This is a genomic window from Alcanivorax sp. VBW004 (assembly GCF_009718865.1).
In the GTDB taxonomy this organism is placed as follows: domain Bacteria; phylum Pseudomonadota; class Gammaproteobacteria; order Pseudomonadales; family Alcanivoracaceae; genus Alcanivorax.
The window spans coordinates 1-17,943 of record NZ_WNHC01000001.1; the positions used below are offsets into that span (position 1 = coordinate 1).

The window sequence follows — 17,943 nt, forward strand, 5'->3', positions numbered from 1 at the left end:
GAGCTACGAGCTACGAGCTACGAGCTACGAGCTACGAGCTACGAGCTACGAGCTACGAAAAATAGACAGAGAGTGGCGGAAAAGTTCCCTTCACCCGGTGCTTTCAATCAAGCGCCTAAAGCCTTTTTGATGTTTTTCTAGAAGCTAGAAACTAACCGCTACTGCTTTTCAAATACCGATCTTTCAACCGCACATAATTGCCGGCTACATAAGGCAAAAACGCTTTCTCTTCTTCGCTCAGCGGGCGCACCTGCCGCGCGGGTTGGCCGCGATACAAATAACCACTTTCCAGACGCTTGCCTGGCCCGACCAGTGAGCCGGCGGCGACGATGACATCGTCTTCCACGATGGCCCCATCCATGATGATCGCCTGCATGCCCACCATCACCCGGTTGCCCAGCGTGCAGCCGTGCAGCATGGCCTGGTGCGCGAGGGTGACATCGTCCCCGATCTGCAGCCCGAAGCCGCCGGGGTTGAAGGTGGAGTCGTGGGTAATGTGCAGCACCGCGTTATCCTGAATGCTGACCCGGGCGCCGATGCGGATGGCATGCATGTCGCCGCGGATCACTGCCTTCGGCCACACGGAACAATCGTCTCCCAGAGTGACCTCGCCGATCACCGTAGCGTCCTCGTCCACATATACCCGTTTCCCCAACTGCGGGGCCTTGTCTTCAAAGCGGCGAATCCCCATCACTGATACACTCGATAGTTCAAATTCATGGTTACAGGGGCACCTTTTGCAGACGCCCGCTCGTATACTGATAGCCATATTGATCTTGCTTGGCGTTTTTCTGCTAAGCAAGTGGCTGATATTCCAGACGCTGTTGCAGCCGGACGATACCGCTCGCCATCGGCTGCCAGCCGCACAGACACACGCTGAACCCAGAGCAGGACAGGACACCCATGAGCAACAACCCGCTGATTGATTACCCGGCACTTCCTCCTTTTTCACAAATCCAGCCCGAGCACGTGCTTCCTGCCGTGGAGCAGCTGGTGGCAGAGGGCCGTGCCCGTATTGAGCAGGTGCTGGCGGAGGGAAACTTCGACTACGCGCATCTGGTTCAGGCACTGGACCAGGAAGATGACCGCCTTGGTAAAGCCTTTGGTCCGGCCGGGCATTTGAATGCCGTGGCCCAGAATGAAGCCTTGCGTAATGCCTACAACAGTTGCCTGCCCCTGCTTAGCGAATACGGGACAGAGGTGGGACAAAATGCGGCCCTTTGTGCTGCTTACCAGGCACTGCGCGACAGTGAGCAGTGGTCAACCCTGAACGAAGCCCAGCAGAAAGATATCGACAACACCTTGCGTGATTTCCGTTTGTCGGGGGTGGATCTGCCGGAGGAAAAGAAAGCGCAATACATGGCGAATTCCAAGCGCTTGTCTGAACTGACCAGTCAATTCTCGGACAACGCCCTTGATGCGACCCAGGCGTGGAGCAAGCACATCACCGATGAAAGCGAGCTCGATGGCCTGCCCGACAGCGCCAAGGCCGGTGCTGCCGACCGCGCAAAAGCTGACGAAAAAGACGGCTGGTTGCTGACCCTGGATGCCCCGGTATTTATTGCGGTGATGAGTCACTGTAAGAATGCAGAATTGCGCAAGGAGATGTACACCGCCTGGACCACCAAGGCTTCTGATCAAGGGCCGCAGGCTGGCCAGTTTGATAATGCGGCGATCATGGATGAAATCCTTGCGCTGCGGCACAAGCAGGCTCAATTGCTGGGCTTCGCCAATTACGCGGAAGAATCCCTGGCCACCAAAATGGCGCGGGATGTGAATGAAGTCGTACAGTTTCTCGAAGACCTGGCCCGTCGCGCCAAGCCCCAGGCAGAACAGGAACTGGCAGAACTGAAAGCCTTTGCGGCCGAGCAAGGCGCCGGTGATTTGAACCCCTGGGATATCGGTTTCTGGAGCGAACGTTTGCGTGAAGCACGCTACGATATTTCCGAAGAAGAGCTGCGTCCCTGGTTCCCGGCGGACACGGTTATCAACGGCATGTTTTCTGTGGTCGGAAAATTGTTCGGCATTCAGTTTAAACAACGCACGGATGTGGATACCTGGCACGATGATGTGCGCTTCTACGAATTGGTGGATGACGATGGCAGTGTCCGTGCGGCGTTCTATCTGGACATGTATGCCCGCACCGGGAAACGCGGTGGCGCCTGGATGGACGATGCGCGCATTCGTCGCCGCCAGCCCGACGGCAGCCTGCAAACGCCCGTTGCCTACCTGACCTGTAATTTTGCGCCGCCGGCGGGTGGCAAGCCGGGCCTGTTGACCCACGACGAAGTGGTTACCCTGTTCCACGAATTCGGCCATGGCCTGCACCACATGTTGACCGAGCAGGATGTGTCCGGTATTTCCGGTATCAATGGCGTGGCCTGGGATGCGGTGGAGCTGCCCAGCCAGTTCCTGGAAAACTGGTGCTGGACCGAGGAAGGCATCGCGCTGATTTCCGGCCATTACCAAACCGGTGAGCCGCTGCCGAAAGAAAAACTGGAAAAGATGCTCGCCGCGAAAAACTTTCAGGGTGCTATGCAGATGGTGCGGCAGATCGAATTTTCCCTGTTCGATATGCGAATCCACGCGGAGTATCAGCCCGGCCTGAATATTTATCAGGTATTGAATGAAGTGCGCGAACAGGTGGCCGTGATTCAACCGCCCGCCTTTAACCGTTTCCCCAATAGCTTCGGGCATATTTTTGCCGGTGGTTATGCGGCCGGTTACTACAGCTACAAGTGGGCAGAAGTCTTATCGGCAGATGCCTATTCCCGCTTTGAAGAAGAGGGCGAGTTCAACGAAGAAACCGGTCGCGCATTCCGCACGGAAATTCTCGCCAAAGGCGGCAGCCGCGAACCCATGGAGTTGTTCAAGGCATTCCGTGGCCGCGAGCCCAGCGTGGAGCCACTGCTGCGTCATTGCGGTATTAATGGATAAGACGCCTGATGCCCGACACCTGGATCCTAACGTAGTACGTCAGGATCCAGGCGTTTGGCGTTAGGCGGAGAGAGATTATGAAACGCCAATTTATCGCCGGTGCTACCTGCCCGGAATGCGGGCAGCAGGACAAGATTCAACGCATCATTGATGGCGACATCCAGTGGATGGAGTGCGTGGCCTGCGGCGCGAAAAAAAATCTGGACGACAAGCCACCAGAAACCACTGATGCGCTGGCTCAGCCGGTCACCTTGCAGCCGGGCCCTAAAAAATAGACTGTTTCTGATTTTTGAGACGGACGGAGGGCGCAATGCTCTTCGTCATTCTATGACGTTAGCCCATTTAATGACCCGTAATTCCCAGGCTTTCAACAAGGCGGACTGCCGCTGATTGGGTGTTGGTGATCCTGCTCCCCATACAAGATGAACCAAAAATTAACGCAGCAACGCACAATTATACGGTAGGGTTATCTTTCTGGCGCAGCAGCGCACCATGAATTGGGGGAAGGAATGGGGTTAATCACACGATGCCGATTTGCCTGCGTGGCAGGCGTTTCCATGCTGGTGCTAATACAGGGCTGTTCTCTGCTGGAAGTGCCCATGGTGGCGGCGATGAAAGCGCCGGACCATGTTTATATCCACGAGAATGCCAAAGTGGGTGACAAGTCGGTTATCAAGAATCCAGCGCGAGGTCACCAGATCATCATCTGGGAAGTGCTGCAGGAATTTGACGACGGATATGAAGTGGGTCTGTCCTGGCAGGATGAAACCGGACGTGTGATGGCACTGGGCATGGAACCGGGGCTGCGGCGGCAATTTGTCATCGATAAAGAGGGCAACGTGAAATCCGCCAAGGCGAAATCGGTACGCTTCGGACTTGCCTTGCCCATGGCGGTGGCGGCACCGGGGACTTACGTTAAGTCACGAGAAAAAATCGAATTTGAAACGCCTCAGGTGATCACGACTCCGGGGGGGAAATACACCGTTACCCACGCCCTGGTGTCAGAGTTCGATACCATGTTGCTGGATAACAAGACCATCGACCTGATAGGTCCGGACGTGAGTTTTGGTGTGGTGCACAGTGACCAGAATATCTCCAGTAATGTGCTGGCGGCGACCAATCTTTATATCGAAATCGCCAAATTACAAACCCAGGCTTTCGATCCCACACGCCTGGATGATGTACTCACGTCGATTCGTGAGGGAGGCAAGATCAAGCAGAGTTTTGATCTGGTCGAAGTGGAATAGTTTTGTGCCTGATGCCTGATGCCTGATGCCTGATTTCTGATGTCATAGACACAACCTTTTTCGGATTGCATCTATGATTTTTCAGGGTCAGGCATCCGGCGTCTGGCCTTCGGCAAATAGCAAATCAGGCCCAGTCACCCAGCCACTTTTTCTTCGCCTTTTCCACCAGATCGCGGGCATCGTGCTGCCACGGGTGGAAGCGTGGGCTGTAGAACTTGAAGTAGGACGGCAGCAGTTTGCGGAAGACGCCGGGTTTGCCCCACATGTAGTTCAGGCCGCCGAGCCAAGATTTCACATTGGTCAGCTCACCCTGTTCCTTCATAAGTTGCGTCAGATGCAGAGTGGAAAACAGCGGGAATAGAACGCTAACCAGTGCCATCTCTGTGATGCGGGTAAACTCGCTGCCGCCGATGTGCTTGTACACATCAAACGCCACGGCCTTGTGCTCGGACTCCTCGATGGCATGCCAGGCCCAGATCGGTGCCATGCGCGGATCCATTTCATCCAGGGCGTCATATTTGAGCAGAAATTCTTCCGCCATCAAGGCGGTGAAATGCTCCACCGCCACGGTGTGCGCCAGTTGTCGCTCCGGTGACAGGTTCTTGCGCATCCAGTCCATGAACGCCTGAATTTCACGATCCAGACGGCCAAGGCCGACGCCCCGTTCTTCCAGGTAGCCATTGAGCAGCTTGTGCTCCTTGGAGTGGTGGGCTTCCTGGCCGATAAAGGCACGCACGGCTTTTTTCAGTTCCGGGTCGTCGATGCGGTCCTGAAAGTGGCGTACGGAATCGATAAAGAACCGCTCTCCGGCGGGGAAGCTGGCGGAGAGTGCGCCCAGCAGCAGGGTTTTTAGCGGGTCATTGTCCCACCAGTATTTGGGCACATCGTCGGCCAGGTCGAAGTCCGGCTGGCGGACGGTGGGAATAACCATGGCCGGGCGGGCATCGGTCGGATTGTTATGAAGCTGTTTTGCCGGTGCATTCATTTTGAGCCTCCTGGCGAAAAGGATACGTTGACGCTTGGCCCATACGGTACTGGTGAGTGCCCGGAGTGCGTGAGATGCTGGGCGGACAAAGCACTTGTCATTGGTGGCCAAATTGTCTGAATCCTTCACCCTGATCGACTGGAGCCGTTTCCCTGACTGGACCCGCCAGCGCAGCCAGGCGGTGACCTATGTGCGCATGTTTGTGGAGGTAGCGACGCAGCGAGGTGTTTCCCGCGAGACCTTGCTGTCCACTGCGGGGGTGCCGGCAGCATTGCTGGAGGACCCATCCGGGCGGGTGTCCCTGCAGGAAACGGTGCAGGTGTTTGCGGCCGCTGCCGCGCTGACCGGTGACGCGGCCATCGGCCTGGAGGTGGGGCAGCGGATGCCGCTCACGGCCCATGGCAGCCTGGGCTATGTGCTCATGTGCGCGGGCAGTGCCCGCGAGGCTATTGGGCTGCTGGAGCGGTTCTGGCACCTGCGGGGCCGCAGTGTCGTTCTCAGCGTAAAGGAGGAGCGCGGCGGGCTGTTCTTCGAGTTGGTGCCGGAAGTGGTGTTGCCCGCTGCGGTACGCGATGTGCTGCTCAGTTCCATGCTGGGCAGCATGGCCAGCGGCATGCAGTTTATTCTCCCTGACCTGTCCCTGGTGCCGGAAATCTGGCTGCAGGGCGAGCCCCCAACCGCTGGCCGGACCATGGATGACGGGGCGGTGCTAGTGCGTTATCGCCAGGCACGGGCAGGCATCTGGGCGCCGGAAGCGGTGCAGTGGCTGGATAGCCCGCTGCCTACCGCCAATCCGGAAGCGTTGAGTCAGGCCCTGGTCCAGTGTGAGCGGGAAAGTGCCTTGATGGCCCCCGGTGATACTTTGCTGCGTCAGGTGCGTGAGCTGCTGGTGCTGGGCGCGCACGGCTATCCGGCACCGGAGCAGCTGGCCGAGCGCCTGCATCTGACCCCCCGCACGTTGCGGCGCCGCTTGCAGGAGCGGGGGCAGGGGTTCCAGTCGTTGCTGGAAGAAGCCCGGCACCGGGACAGTCGCCACCTGCTGGCCAGTTCCGATATGGAAATTCAGCGTATCAGTGAGCTGCTGGGGTTTGCCGACCCGGCCAATTTTACCCGCGCGTTCAAGGGCTGGATGGGCATGACGCCTAGCCAGTGGCGTTATCAACAGGCGGGCCAGGATTGAGTCGGCCCTCGTCATTGCCGGGCGTTTCGGGAAAGCAGTAAGGGGGCGTTAACGCAGCAGCCCGGTTTTCAGGCCAGCGATGGTTTTTGCCATTTGCAGGCGCATCCAGGGCAGGTGGTTCAGCAGTGGAAACAGCAGGTCGCGGCCGGTCGCGACGATACGACTGTGCGACTGGAAGGCGGGTGTCAGCCAGCGACTCATGCGTTGGTAAAAGCGAATCTGCGGGCCGCGTTGCTGGTGATAATGCGCCCAGACCTGATGCCAGTTATCCGCTTGCTGCATGGCGTCGCCCAGAGCCCAGGCGTCCAGCAAGGCCATGTTTGCGCCCTGGCCCAGTTGTGGGCTCATGGCATGGGCGGCGTCGCCAATAACGCCCAGTCGGTTGTCTCCCCATTTCGACATGATCACATCGCGGTAGGTGGCGGGGGTTAGCTGCTGCGCCTGGGTCAGCGGTGTCAGCACCTCGTCCAGTTGCGGCCAGAAGGTATGCAGTGCGCCGCGCCATTTTTCAAAAGGCGAGGCGGCAAAGTCCGGTTGTTGCCAATGGGCGATCTCGGTGACCGGCAGGCTCCAGAAAAAGCTGGCTAGCGGTGTCTCCGGCTGGTCGGGCCGGCTGCCGGTGGGAAGAATGCCGGCCATGGCGCTGGCCCGGTGATAGCGCTGTTGCAGCAGAGGCACATCAAACGGGGCGGTCATGGGCAGCATGGCCCACATGGCGCCCCAGGGGTACAGGCGATCGTAGCGCGTCCAGGCCGCCGGTCGTAGCTGGCTGTGGCTGCCATTGGCAATCAGCACGGCATCGAAGGTGAGGGTTTGTGTGCCTGTTCGGTTTTCATGTTTTTGTTCGAGCGTGACCGTTGCCTGCTGGGGCTGGCTGTCCACGGCGATGACTGTACTGGCCATGCGCCGTTGATGCGGCAGGGTCTGCAGGTGGCTATCCAGCACGTGGCACAGGCTGGCGCGGTGGATGCCCAGGCCGTGGGCCTGTTCGCCAAGGGGACGATAGTGGCTGTTCATGATGGCGCGGCCGGAACAGGTATGTCCCACCAGGGCATCGATATGCGCGCCGTAACGGCACATGGCCTGATAGAGGCCCATGCGGTGGAGGACGCTGAGCCCGGCGGGCTGTAACAGCAACCCGGCACCCACCGGTTCCAGGGCGGGGGCGCGTTCTATCAGCGTGATGGCGTGGCCCTGTTGGGCCAACAACGCGGCAGTGGCGAGCCCGGCGGTACCGGCCCCGATAATGGCAATGGATTGTGGTTGCACGGCTGGAACATTCTCTTCCCCGAAAAGGCTAGTGGAGAGTAGCAGACTGGGGCGTAGAGAGCCGGCCGGAGATAAAAAACGGGCCGCGAAAGCGGCCCGTAGCGTGTTGCATCTGGCGTGAAGCCTGCGGCGTCTACTTTTCCACAAACGCCCGCTCAATCACGTACTCACCCAGTACCCCGCCGCGGGTTTCCTTGAAACCCCAGTTGTCGAGGATCTCGGTGGTGTCCTTGAGCATGGCCGGGCTGCCGCAGAGCATGAAGCGGTCGTTTTCCAGGCTCGGGGTGGGCAGGCCCAGGTCCGTGAAGATTTTGCCGCTGGTCATCAGGTCGGTGAGGCGCCCTTCGTTGCGGAACGGCTCACGGGTCACCGTGGGGTAGTAGAGCAGTTTGCCACTGACGAACTCACCGAAGAACTCGTTGTTGGGCAGCTCATTCTCGATAGTGTCCTGGTAGGCCAGCTCGGACACATGACGCACCCCGTGGGTCAGAATGACGCGGTCGTACTGTTCGTACACTTCCGGGTCCTTGATGATGCTCATGAACGGCGCCAGGCCAGTGCCGGTGGAGAGCAGCCACAGGTTTTTGCCCGGCAGCAGGTGGTCGGCTACCAGGGTGCCGGTGGGCTTGCGGCTCACGTAGATCTTGTCGCCCGGCTGGATGTTCTGCAGCTGGGAGGTCAGCGGGCCGTCCTGCACCTTGATGCTGAAGAACTCCAGTTCTTCTTCATAGTTGGCGCTGGCAATGGAATAGGCGCGCAGCAACGGGCGGCCGTTGTCCTGCTCCAGGCCAATCATGGTGAAATGTCCGTTCTTGAAACGAAAACCCGGGTCCCGGCTGGTCGTAAAGCTGAACAGGGTATCGTTCCAGTGGCGAACGCTTTTGACGGTTTCGGTATTCAAATTAGACATAGTTAAATCAGCGCTTATTCCAAAATTCTAGATGGTGGAAATTTAACCGAATGGCATTTATCGGTAAAATGGGTTATTCCGATAGTTGATATCGAGAAAGCCGATATTAAATGCTGCACACAGTTAGTAATGATTCTCATTTAATCATGGATAGGTGCTCATGCGCTACACCCTCAGGCAACTGGAAGTCTTTCTCGCCATTGCCCACTTTGAAAATGTGAGCCATGCGGCCAATCACCTGAGCATGTCCCAGTCGGCGGCATCCGGGGCGTTGAAAGAGCTGGAAGGGCTTTACGACGTGAAGTTCTTTGAGCGGGCCGGCAAGCGGCTGAAGCTCAATGAGCTGGGCCGGCAGTTCTGGCCGCGGGCGGAAGCGCTGCTGGCCCAGGCCCGGGAGCTGGAAGCGGACCTGCAGTCCCACCGGGATCTGGGGCGACTCAATGTGGGCGCCACCCTGACCATCGGCAATTACCTGGCGGTGGCGATCATGGCGGATTATATGGCTCAGCAGCCGGGTGCGCGGGTGCATCTGGAGGTGGCTAACACCCGCTCCATTGTGGATCGGGTGCTCACCTTTGAGCTGGATCTGGGCTTGATTGAGGGCGAGCTGAACCACCCGGACCTGGAGTTGTTGCCCTGGCGCGAGGATGAGCTGGTGGTGTTCTGCAGCCCGGAGCATGCGCTGGCAAGTAAGGAAGCGCTGACTGACGACGATTTGCGGGCGGCGCACTGGATTGTTCGTGAGTCGGGTTCCGGTACCCGGCAGACCTTCGAGCGGGCGCTGCACGGGCTGGTGCCCGAGCTGGACCTGGCCCTGGAGCTGGAGCATACCGAGGCGATCAAGCGGGCGGTGGAAACCGGCCTGGGGATCAGTTGCCTGTCGCGGGTGTGTTTGCAGGAAGCGTTCAAGCGGGGCTCGCTGGTGGAGCTGGCGGTGCCGCACCGGGATTTCAGCCGGGAATTCTATTTTGTGCTGCATCGCCAGAAGTACCGCAGCCCTGGCATTGAGAGGTGGCTGGAATTATGTCGCGAATCCGTACTGTAATTGGTCGTGGCCTGTGGCTGCTGCTGTTTGTGCTGGTGGCAGGCTTGCTGCTGCCGGAGGCCCGGCAGGTGCCGGTGCAGGGTGCAGACCGTAATGACTGGCACCCGCAGACTTTCTGGTATCACCCCTGGGGCAAGTCCGGGGTCCACAAGGGCGTGGATATCTTTGCTGATGCGGGTACGCGGGTGATCGCCAGCAGTGGCGGGCTGGTGCTGTATCGCGGGGAGCTGTCGCGGGGCGGCAAGGTGGTGCTGATGTTGGGGCCGAAATGGCGGTTGCACTACTACGCCCACTTGCAGGGCATCGCCGACAGTGGCATTTGGCTGGGGGCGGGCGCCCCGGTGGGCAGCGTGGGGGACAGTGGCAATGCGGCGGGCAAGCCGCCGCATCTGCACTATTCCCTGGTGAGTCTGTTGCCGATGTTCTGGCGGGCTGACGAGGCGCCGCAGGGCTGGAAGAAGATGTTCTTCCTCGACCCCACCACGCATTTTGTTATCAGGCCGGGGGCCTGATTCAGTCAATTTTCTCGAAGTAGCCCAGCACTTTCATGGCGGACAGGGTGCTGCCGTCGATGTCCAGGTCGTCACCGGCCAGGGCGGTGGCCGGGTTCTGGATGCCGGCGGCAATGGCCTTCCACGTGGCCTCGGTGGTGTCCAGTGTGGCAACCACGTCGTCATCGATGCCGTCGTGTACCTTGGCGACCCCACGACGGATACGCAGGGTGAACTGCTTGTTGCTGTCGCGGAAGGCGTAGCCCAGGGCGATATTCTCTTCCAGCGTTTCTTCGGCCTTGAGCAAGGCGGGCATGGCGTGCAGGAAGTTTTCGATGGGCAGGGTGGCGAGGAAGTCATCGCTCATCTGTGTGCGGAAGCCGGGTTTGAGCCCGTCCTGTACTTCCCGGGCCACGGTGAAGTAGTAGTTGCGAGCGTTGGGGTTGGCTTCTTTCTCGCCCAGCTTGCGGAGCGCATCTGTGCGCAGGGTTTTCACCGCGTCGTTGTCCGGCATCAGGATCATCAGGTGGTCACTGAGATCCAGCGCCCATTGGGCATCGTTATCATTCAGCGCTTTTTGTGCGCTCTCCAGCAGGGCGTCGTTGCCGCCGGCCAGGGTGGCCATGCGCCGGGCTTCTTCCGGTTCGGCCAGCGGTTGCAGTTCGCTGGGGTTGCCGCTGAACCAGCCCAGGTAGCCATCGAACACGGAGCGTACGGACCAGCTGACCTTGCCGTAGAATTCCTGCAACCAGGGGTTGCTGGCCAGGTGTTCGGGCAGCTGCACTTTCTCGACGATCTGGTCCGGCGTCAGGCCCAGGTTCATGTAGCGCAGGGTCTGGTCGTGTACAAAGTTGATGGCGTCGCTGTAGTCGGTGAGTAGCTCAGCCACCTTGTCCTGGCCGTGCACCGGACGGGTGTGGCTGGGCACCAGGTGCTCGGCGCCCAGGGCACGGATCTGGTCCAGGCTGTTGGCCCACTGTTTCACGTCGCGGTAGTAGGTGCCGCGAATGGTGTAGAGATTGGGGAAGGTCTGGTAAATGTTGTCACCGGTGAGCACGGTCTGTTTTTCCGGCAACCACACGTACAGTTGATCCTCGGTTTCGCCGGGCGCATGGACCAGCTCGATCTGGATGCCGGCGATGTTGAGCGACATGCGGTCATCGAAAGTGTGGGTGGGCGGCAGGGCATAAAGTTCGCTTTCCGGGGTGATGCCCAGATGGGGGCCGATACCATCATTGATATGCTCGCCATGGGGCAGATGATTGCCGAACATGCGCATGGAGCGGGCAGTGATGATGGGGCGAATCTGATTGACCACCCGGTTGATGTAATAGCTGGTGCTTTCGTGGGCGTAGACGGAAATGTCCTTGCCCTCGGCAAAGCCGGCGGCGCCAAACACGTGGTCGGTGTGGTTGTGGGTATAGATGATCGCTTTCACCGGTTTGTCGGTGATTTTGCGAAATTCTGCCAGCACGGTGCGCGCCTCGTCAGCGCTTTCCATGGTGTCGACGATGATGATGCCGTCATCACCTTCCAGCATAATGGAATTGGCGAGCCCGTAGCCGATCGCTACATAGACACCATCGGTGACTTTCTCCACCCCCTTATGGAACAGTTCGCTGTGCGCCTTAAGCGCATCCGGAGCCAGCTGGGTGGTACTCTTGAGGGGTTGCTCTTCCCCGCATGCCGCCAACAAGGCGGCCAATAAAACAAACAGGTAGCGCATGGTGTTCTCTTTTCTTGTGGATGATCCTGGCAGGCTAGTACTGGCTCGACCGTTGGCAAAGGTTGCTGCTGGCCAGAGTGCGGTGCTTCGTGGCCACTGAGCGCATGGCATCCACCACGGTAGCGGCGTGGCCGTTGGCGGTACTGGAAACCCTTAACGGTTACGGGGTGGATGGGCCGGCTCTGTTGACGCAGGCCGGGCTGGACCTGGCCGTATTGCGTGCCAACCCCGGTGGGCGGGTACCCACCGATGCCATGACCCGACTGTGGACCCTGGCCATCGCGCAGAGCGACGACCCGGCCATGGGGCTACGGGTGGGCAAGACGTCCCTGCCTATGCATCTGCGGGTGATGGGCTTGTTGATCCAGACGGCACCAACCCTGGGCCACATTCTGGATGTGGCGGTGCGCTATCAGCGATTGATTTCCACCGGGGTGATGGTGCGGTTGCAGCAGCGCCCGGATGCGGTGGGCCTGGAGATCTGTTACCTGCCGGATGTGGCCTTACACCCGGCGTCTATTGATGCCTTCGTGGCCGCCCATGTGAGCAATCTGCGGCGCCTGTCGCCAGAAGGGGGCGTGCAGCAGGTGATGTTGCAGCGTTCCGCTCCTGCGCAGGCCGAGCCCTGGCGCCAGATACTGGACTGCCCGGTGACATTCGATCAGCCCGGCAATATCGTCTGGCACCACCGTGACCGGCTGGAGACGCCGTTGTTGCTCGGAGATGCCGGGCTGTGGCGCCAGCATGACGCGCTGGCACGCCAGGAACTGGAAGCCCTGGATGCCACGCCCCCACTGATCCAGACCCTGCAGGGGATACTGCGCGCCCAGGGGGATGTCTTGCCGGGGCTGAGTGAGCTGGCCGCTGCCGTGGCCATGAGTGAGCGCTCCCTGCGCCGGCGATTGTCCGAGCTGGATAGCGGTTACCGGCAGCTGGTGGATGCCTGGCGGGCAGAGCGCGCCGGCCAGCTGGTCCGCAGTGGCGACAGTCTGGCAGAAGTGGCGCACCGGCTGGGCTTTTCCGATGCCAGCAATTTCAGCAAGGCGTTTCGTCGCTGGTACGGGATGAGCCCCGACAGTTATCGACAGCAGGATGGATAAATGACGCAGCCGGCAAACAATCACCGCCCGCATCAGGTTTCTGTGCAGAGTGAATGGCAGGCGTTCTGGCTGGCGGTGGGATTTCTGACCCGCGTGCCCATGCTGGTGCGTATTGATTACAGCCAGACACTGATGAACCGTTCCAGTGTGTATTTTCCGCTGGTGGGGTTGCTGTTGGGTGTGCTGTACGCGGGGCTGTTCGTGGTACTGGATGGCTACTGGAATACCGGTATCAGTGTGGCACTGGTGCTGGCATTCCACCTGTGGATCACCGGGGCTTTCCACGAAGACGGGCTGGCAGACAGTGTGGATGCGCTGGGTGGCGGCTATACCGTGGCACGCCGTCTGGAAATCATGAAGGACAGCCGTATCGGCACCTATGGGGCGGTGGCGTTGATCATGGCGCTGGGTTTGAAGGGATTGTTGCTGGCGGACGCGAATTCCGTTTGGCTGGCCCTGTTGCTGAGCCCGGTGATCGGCCGTTTAACGCCGCTGTGGTTGATGCGGTTTCTGCCCTACGTGACCGACCCGGACACCAGTAAAAGCAAACCCGTAGCGGAAGGCTTCAGCGCACAACGCCTGGCTGTCGCTACCGCGATGACGGTGACAGTGGCGGCCCTGGCGGGGGCGTTGGTGCCTGCACTGTTATCTGTTGCGCTGGTGGCGTTGCTGTGGGGTGGGTATCTGTGGCGGCAGTTGCGGGGGTATACCGGCGATGCGTTGGGCGCCAGCGTGATTCTGGCGGAGCTGGTGTTCCTGTTAGCGTTGGTGGCTGCCTAGGATAGGGAAACCGTTGCGAGTGACGAGAAGCGAGTTTTGAAAGGCAAAAACATGAGCGCCTGGCTGTTTTGATCTTCGCTCTTCGAAACTCGCTTCTCGTAACTTGTCACCGCTGTGGCAAATATTGCCCGCGCACAATGCCTTCCAGCTCCGCATAGGGAATTGTCAGGGTGGGCTGGCCCATGGCGTAGGGCGCGATGTGGTACACGTTATATTGCAGCACCATCCCCTTGTCATTAAAGAAGATGTTATCGGTCTTGTCGAACGGCCAGCTGTCACGGAAAGTCTGGTCCAGGCTTTCCTCATCCAGCCAGGCGGTGTGTTGTTCGCGGGCTTTTTCCCAGAAGGCAGACTGCTGGCCGGGCACCAGCAGGTCGCCCAGTTTCACGCTCTGTTGTTTGGCCAGATCCCAGTGAAAGTACTGCACGCTGGGCAGGCCGTGGGCGCCGCCGGTGTATTCATAGGTTTCCATGGACAGGGTCACCAGGTCGCCGCGTCGGCCCTGTTTTTTCACCGTGGCATTAAGCTCCCAGCCCTGTTCCGAGGCCATGGCCATGTCGGACGCATCCTGCAGAAACGCATCGGCCAGCCCTTCGATGGTGCCATCGTGGGTCGCGTTGCCTTCATCCTGAATCAGCATGGCGGCCAGCTGTTGGGTGATGGCGTCGTTCAGCTCCGGCTGGTTCTCAAAGGTAAGCCATTGCAGGTCCACTTTCGGGCAGCCGTTAGCGTCACACTGCTCATCGGTTTTATTCAGGGTATGGACGATTCGCACCAGGGTTTCCGGGGCGGCCCCGGTTTGTGCAGCGTCGCTCTTGTCGGTGATGGCCGGTTTGTCAGCGGGCTTTGCCGGCGCGTCCGGGTCGTCGCAGCCTGCCAGCAGCGCGGTGGCGAGCAGGAGCAAAAGTGTCATACGCATGGCATACCCTTCCTGAAATCAATGAGAACGAATGGGGGCATTTAACGGCAGCCACCGCCCCGGTTCAAGGTGTAATGGGGTCCCTGGCTGCAGCGTTCTGCACAGTAGTTACTTTCTTGCTTGCCGGTTCCGTTGATTTAGCGTCAGGCATCGAGCGTGTGACGTTCTGCAAGGTGGCTTTTGCAATCCGGCGGGCCTATCCTGCCGTTTTTCAGAATCAATCGGGAGAATCACCATGAGTTTCTGGACCGTTTACCTTTCCGGGGAAATTCACACCGACTGGCGCGAGCGCATCGTGCAGGGTTGCGCCGAGAAAGAGCTGGATATCGAATTCAGCAGCCCGGTGACTGACCACGAGGCCAGCGACAAGGTGGGGGTCAATATTCTCGGCGCGGAAGAGAAGCGTTTCTGGGAGGATCGCCTGGGAGCGGGTATCAATGGTATTCGTACCCGCAAGCTGATTGACGAGGCGGACCTTGTAGTAGTGCGGTTTGGCCCCAAGTATAAGCAATGGAATGCGGCATTTGATGCCGGCTACACGGCGGCTTTGGGCACACCGATGATCATTTTGCACGATGAAGAGCATGATCATCCGTTGAAAGAGGTGGATACCGCCGCCGATGCGGTAGCGCGCACGCCGGAGCAGGTGGTGGAGATGCTGGCGTATATTCTCAACGCATGAATTCCCCGGTAAAACGGGGCATTCTGGCCTCGTTTTACGGCTTTTTGCATCATCGGGGGAGCGTTTTGCCGTCTGACTTGTCACATTCCTGTACAGGCATAGCCAGATTTGGCACAAAAGGCAGAACGAGGAGTTGTCCCGATGACACACCGATTATTGGCCGCCGCCACCCTGATGTTGGTCACCACCGCCACGGCGTGGGCTGAGACCGAAGGCGTTCCCAACGTGAAAACGCCGGAACCGGAAAAAGTGGAAACCCAGATGGAAGAAACCCTGGACGATATCCAGAGTTATTCCGTGGAACAGAAAAATCAGGCCATGCGAGTGGCGCGTCACGCCATCGATGACCTGAATCAGCAGATCACCCTGCTACAAGGCGACATCAACAGCCAGTGGCGCGATCTGTCCCAAGATGCTCGCCTGCAGAAGCAGGAGGCGCTGACCGCTCTGAAAGAACAGCAGGCCCAGCTGGAAACCCGCTATCAGGCCCTGCAGAATGCGAGTGAGGACAATTGGGATGCGGCCAAGGTAAAATTCCAGCAAAGCTGGGAGGCCGCCAAGCAGGGCTGGCAAAGCCTGACGGCGCCCGCGCCGGAACAGGAATAGCGCCCGCTACTCATTGCGGCAGACACCATTTGCGGCAGACACAATGACGTGTCTGAGCGTGCGCCGTGCGAATCGACGCCGACGCACAGGGCAGGCACGACAGGGACGGGAGACGGACCATGCTGACGTTGATTCCTTTTGATGACGACCGGGTTGTGGGTGCACGTATCTCCGGCAAGATCACCCGCGAAGAATTCGATTCTGTGACCACGGCGCTGGAAGCCGCCCTGCAAAAGCATGAAACGGTACGTTTCTATGCAGAGATGGAAACCTTTGGCGGGGTGTCCATGGATGTGTTGTTTCAGGATCTGAAATTCGGCCTTGCCCACTGGAAGCATTTCGACCGCGAAGCCGTGGTCACAGACAAGGACTGGATGCGCCGCCTGTCGGTACTGGCGGACAAGCTGCTGCCGTCCATTGATGTGAAGGTGTTCCCCAGCGATGACGTGGATGCCGCCAAGGCCTGGATCTGCGAGCCCTGATCGCCACTTCGTGACGCCTTGACCCCAGCGTTATCCCTGCTCGGGTTCTTGTTCCAGCGTCAGGTTCTTTACGTCTGGTGTTCGGTCAGGCGTGAAACCCCTTCTCGACGATTGAACAGGCACGGTGTTGGGCCGAGGAGGGGCCGGGCCCCTCGCCGCCGATAGTCTGTGCATCGTCTTCGCTGTCATCTTGCCAATCATCGTATTCGTTCAACGCCTGGCGGGTTGCCATGCGTGGACGCAGGGTGTTGCGGGCTTCCTGGTGGGCGCCGCCTTTTCGCATCAGCGGGTCCATGGCTGCCCAGTTGTGCATGGGCTTGGGGCCTTTGGCCATCGATCTTCCTTATGGTGAATCACTGTTCGCCCTCGTGGGCGGCGGCGATATTACGCCGGATTTTTCCGGTGTCCAGTGATTGATGCGCTTTGCCTCTTGTTCTGATGTTCGCGGGCGGTTTACAGCGACCAGGACAGGAAAAGGTTGGCGCCGCTGAGTCGATTGTCGTAGCGGAAGGTGTATTGCGGCGCCGTTTCCGTGACATTCAGATTGCTGGTGGCAAGGCCCACGCCCACCCCCAGATTGCGCCATACGTTGTATTCCATGCCCACCTGCATTTCAGAGAACAGGCCCTTCCAGTCGTCGTACTCCAGGTAAAAGCCTTCGGCTTTCAGGAACCAGTACAGCTTCGGGTTGACCCGATAGTTAAGCCCGAATCCCACGGTGGGTAGAGGAACGGTGTGGGCAGCGTCACGGGTCTCCTGGGCAGAGACGCTGCCGCCCGGGTCTGTCTTTACATCCAGATCGATATCGAACCTGGAGACGTGCAGCCCGCCCCCGGCCATCAGCTCGACTTTGTCATTGTGATAAAACGAATAGAAGTAGCTGGCTTTCATGATCTCGTAACCGAGGGAACTGGATACCGTGCTGCCAGCGGCTACGGTAGTGGTATTGCCGCTCTGGTCTACCCAGTCGATGTCTTTCTGCAGGACCTTGGACGCGTCCGATTCCACCTGGAACCAGGAGGCAACAATCTGGGAGCGAGGGGTAAATCGGTAATGGCCTTCCAGTCGCAAAACCGTTTCTTCCAGATCCAGGCCAAGCGTATCGCCCGGGCGGATGGCCGCGCCGGCCCCCACATTGCGTTCCACCAGTGACAGGGTGGTATCGGCACGGAACACGCTGTAGCCACCCGCAGAGAGGTACCATTTTTCGTTCATGGCATGTTTGTCATCAGCGTGGGCGGCGGTGACCGGCAGCAGGAGCAAGCCTGCAATGGCGGTCCCAATGGCTGCGCGGTAGTGGGGGTGATGGCGAAAGGTTGCAGTCATAACGTTTTTCATCCCTGAAAATGTATCAACGCGGCGTGTGGCCACCTTTTTCTTTATCGTGCAGAAATGTGCGCCTTTATTCCAGCATCCGCGGATGACAAATCCGCGTCGCAGAGTCGCTCATGGCTACGACTGTGGCGGTTTTCCTTAAAACCGGGCAGTCTAGGCTGTGATCGCTCACTGCAAGGTACAAAGACAAAATAATAGTGTGTGCCGGTGAGGGCGCGATAGAGGGTCGGGACTGACCCGGTTATTGTG

The 17,943-nt window shown here is 59.2% G+C and carries 19 protein-coding genes; 11 read left to right on the plus strand and 8 right to left on the minus strand.

The window, feature by feature from the left end; all coding sequences use genetic code 11:
* Positions 1-151: 151 nt before the first annotated feature.
* Positions 152-691, minus strand: a complete 540-nt coding sequence (locus tag F1529_RS00005) for a gamma carbonic anhydrase family protein (RefSeq protein WP_155136768.1) — start codon at positions 689-691, stop codon at positions 152-154.
* Positions 692-903: 212 nt separating this feature from the next.
* Between F1529_RS00005 and prlC the strand changes: the two genes are divergently transcribed.
* From prlC to F1529_RS00020, 3 genes are all read left to right on the plus strand, one after another.
* Positions 904-2,937, plus strand: coding sequence for an oligopeptidase A (gene prlC, locus F1529_RS00010; RefSeq protein ID WP_155130944.1), 2,034 nt, complete (start codon positions 904-906; stop codon positions 2,935-2,937).
* Between the two features lie 77 nt (positions 2,938-3,014).
* A complete protein-coding gene (locus F1529_RS00015; protein WP_155130947.1) occupies positions 3,015-3,212 on the plus strand; it encodes a YheV family putative zinc ribbon protein in 198 nt (65 codons plus the stop codon).
* Positions 3,213-3,494: 282 nt separating this feature from the next.
* On the plus strand, positions 3,495-4,184 hold the full coding sequence (locus F1529_RS00020; RefSeq protein WP_155130950.1) for a hypothetical protein: 690 nt from the start codon (positions 3,495-3,497) through the stop codon (positions 4,182-4,184).
* Positions 4,185-4,308: 124 nt separating this feature from the next.
* On the opposite strand, the gene F1529_RS00025 is transcribed toward F1529_RS00020, so the two are convergent.
* Positions 4,309-5,169 carry a metal-dependent hydrolase gene (locus tag F1529_RS00025; protein WP_155130953.1) on the minus strand — a complete coding sequence of 287 codons (861 nt, stop codon included), beginning with the start codon at positions 5,167-5,169 and terminating at the stop codon, positions 4,309-4,311.
* Between the two features lie 103 nt (positions 5,170-5,272).
* On the opposite strand from F1529_RS00025, the gene F1529_RS00030 reads away from it, so the two are divergent.
* Entirely contained in the window at positions 5,273-6,349 is a 1,077-nt protein-coding gene (locus F1529_RS00030; protein ID WP_370457066.1) for an AraC family transcriptional regulator ligand-binding domain-containing protein, read from the plus strand.
* A gap of 48 nt (positions 6,350-6,397) precedes the next feature.
* Here F1529_RS00030 and F1529_RS00035 read toward each other — a convergent pair whose 3' ends face one another.
* Both F1529_RS00035 and F1529_RS00040 read right to left on the minus strand, forming a co-directional pair.
* Positions 6,398-7,618: an FAD-dependent oxidoreductase gene (locus F1529_RS00035; RefSeq protein WP_370456918.1), complete on the minus strand. Its 1,221-nt coding sequence runs from the start codon at positions 7,616-7,618 to the stop codon at positions 6,398-6,400.
* A gap of 133 nt (positions 7,619-7,751) precedes the next feature.
* The gene (locus tag F1529_RS00040) at positions 7,752-8,528 is read right to left on the minus strand and encodes a ferredoxin--NADP reductase (RefSeq protein WP_155130956.1); all 777 of its coding nucleotides are present in this window, start codon (positions 8,526-8,528) and stop codon (positions 7,752-7,754) included.
* 160 nt (positions 8,529-8,688) lie between these two features.
* Between F1529_RS00040 and F1529_RS00045 the strand changes: the two genes are divergently transcribed.
* Positions 8,689-9,573 (plus strand): LysR family transcriptional regulator, encoded by an 885-nt coding sequence (locus tag F1529_RS00045; RefSeq protein WP_007149136.1) that lies wholly within the window; start codon positions 8,689-8,691, stop codon positions 9,571-9,573.
* The gene (locus F1529_RS00050) at positions 9,552-10,085 is read left to right on the plus strand and encodes a M23 family metallopeptidase (protein WP_155130959.1); all 534 of its coding nucleotides are present in this window, start codon (positions 9,552-9,554) and stop codon (positions 10,083-10,085) included. Before F1529_RS00045 ends, F1529_RS00050 begins: the two co-directional genes overlap by 22 nt.
* A 1-nt stretch (position 10,086) precedes the next feature.
* Here the strand turns inward: F1529_RS00050 and F1529_RS00055 are convergent, their stop codons facing one another.
* Complete coding sequence (locus F1529_RS00055) at positions 10,087-11,790, minus strand: alkyl sulfatase dimerization domain-containing protein (protein WP_155130961.1); 1,704 nt, start codon at positions 11,788-11,790, stop codon at positions 10,087-10,089.
* An 89-nt stretch (positions 11,791-11,879) separates the two neighbouring features.
* Here F1529_RS00055 and F1529_RS00060 point away from each other — a divergent pair, with 89 nt between their 5' ends.
* Both F1529_RS00060 and cobS read left to right on the plus strand, forming a co-directional pair.
* Positions 11,880-12,890, plus strand: a complete 1,011-nt coding sequence (locus F1529_RS00060) for an AraC family transcriptional regulator (RefSeq protein ID WP_155130964.1) — start codon at positions 11,880-11,882, stop codon at positions 12,888-12,890.
* Positions 12,891-13,670 (plus strand): adenosylcobinamide-GDP ribazoletransferase, encoded by a 780-nt coding sequence (gene cobS, locus F1529_RS00065; protein ID WP_155130967.1) that lies wholly within the window; start codon positions 12,891-12,893, stop codon positions 13,668-13,670. It begins immediately after the preceding gene.
* A 106-nt stretch (positions 13,671-13,776) separates the two neighbouring features.
* On the opposite strand, the gene F1529_RS00070 is transcribed toward cobS, so the two are convergent.
* Positions 13,777-14,589: a DUF3298 and DUF4163 domain-containing protein gene (locus tag F1529_RS00070; RefSeq protein ID WP_155130970.1), complete on the minus strand. Its 813-nt coding sequence runs from the start codon at positions 14,587-14,589 to the stop codon at positions 13,777-13,779.
* A 235-nt stretch (positions 14,590-14,824) separates the two neighbouring features.
* On the opposite strand from F1529_RS00070, the gene F1529_RS00075 reads away from it, so the two are divergent.
* The 3 genes from F1529_RS00075 (at position 14,825) to F1529_RS00085 (ending at position 16,359) form a co-directional block, all read left to right on the plus strand.
* Complete coding sequence (locus F1529_RS00075) at positions 14,825-15,271, plus strand: YtoQ family protein (protein WP_155130973.1); 447 nt, start codon at positions 14,825-14,827, stop codon at positions 15,269-15,271.
* A 141-nt stretch (positions 15,272-15,412) separates the two neighbouring features.
* Positions 15,413-15,877, plus strand: a complete 465-nt coding sequence (locus tag F1529_RS00080) for a hypothetical protein (protein ID WP_155130976.1) — start codon at positions 15,413-15,415, stop codon at positions 15,875-15,877.
* 119 nt (positions 15,878-15,996) lie between these two features.
* Complete coding sequence (locus F1529_RS00085; protein ID WP_007148733.1) at positions 15,997-16,359, plus strand: STAS/SEC14 domain-containing protein; 363 nt, start codon at positions 15,997-15,999, stop codon at positions 16,357-16,359.
* Between the two features lie 85 nt (positions 16,360-16,444).
* Here F1529_RS00085 and F1529_RS00090 read toward each other — a convergent pair whose 3' ends face one another.
* Positions 16,445-16,693 carry a hypothetical protein gene (locus tag F1529_RS00090; protein ID WP_155130981.1) on the minus strand — a complete coding sequence of 83 codons (249 nt, stop codon included), beginning with the start codon at positions 16,691-16,693 and terminating at the stop codon, positions 16,445-16,447.
* A gap of 119 nt (positions 16,694-16,812) precedes the next feature.
* Positions 16,813-17,685: a hypothetical protein gene (locus tag F1529_RS00095; protein WP_155130984.1), complete on the minus strand. Its 873-nt coding sequence runs from the start codon at positions 17,683-17,685 to the stop codon at positions 16,813-16,815.
* Between the last annotated feature and the right edge of the window lie 258 nt (positions 17,686-17,943).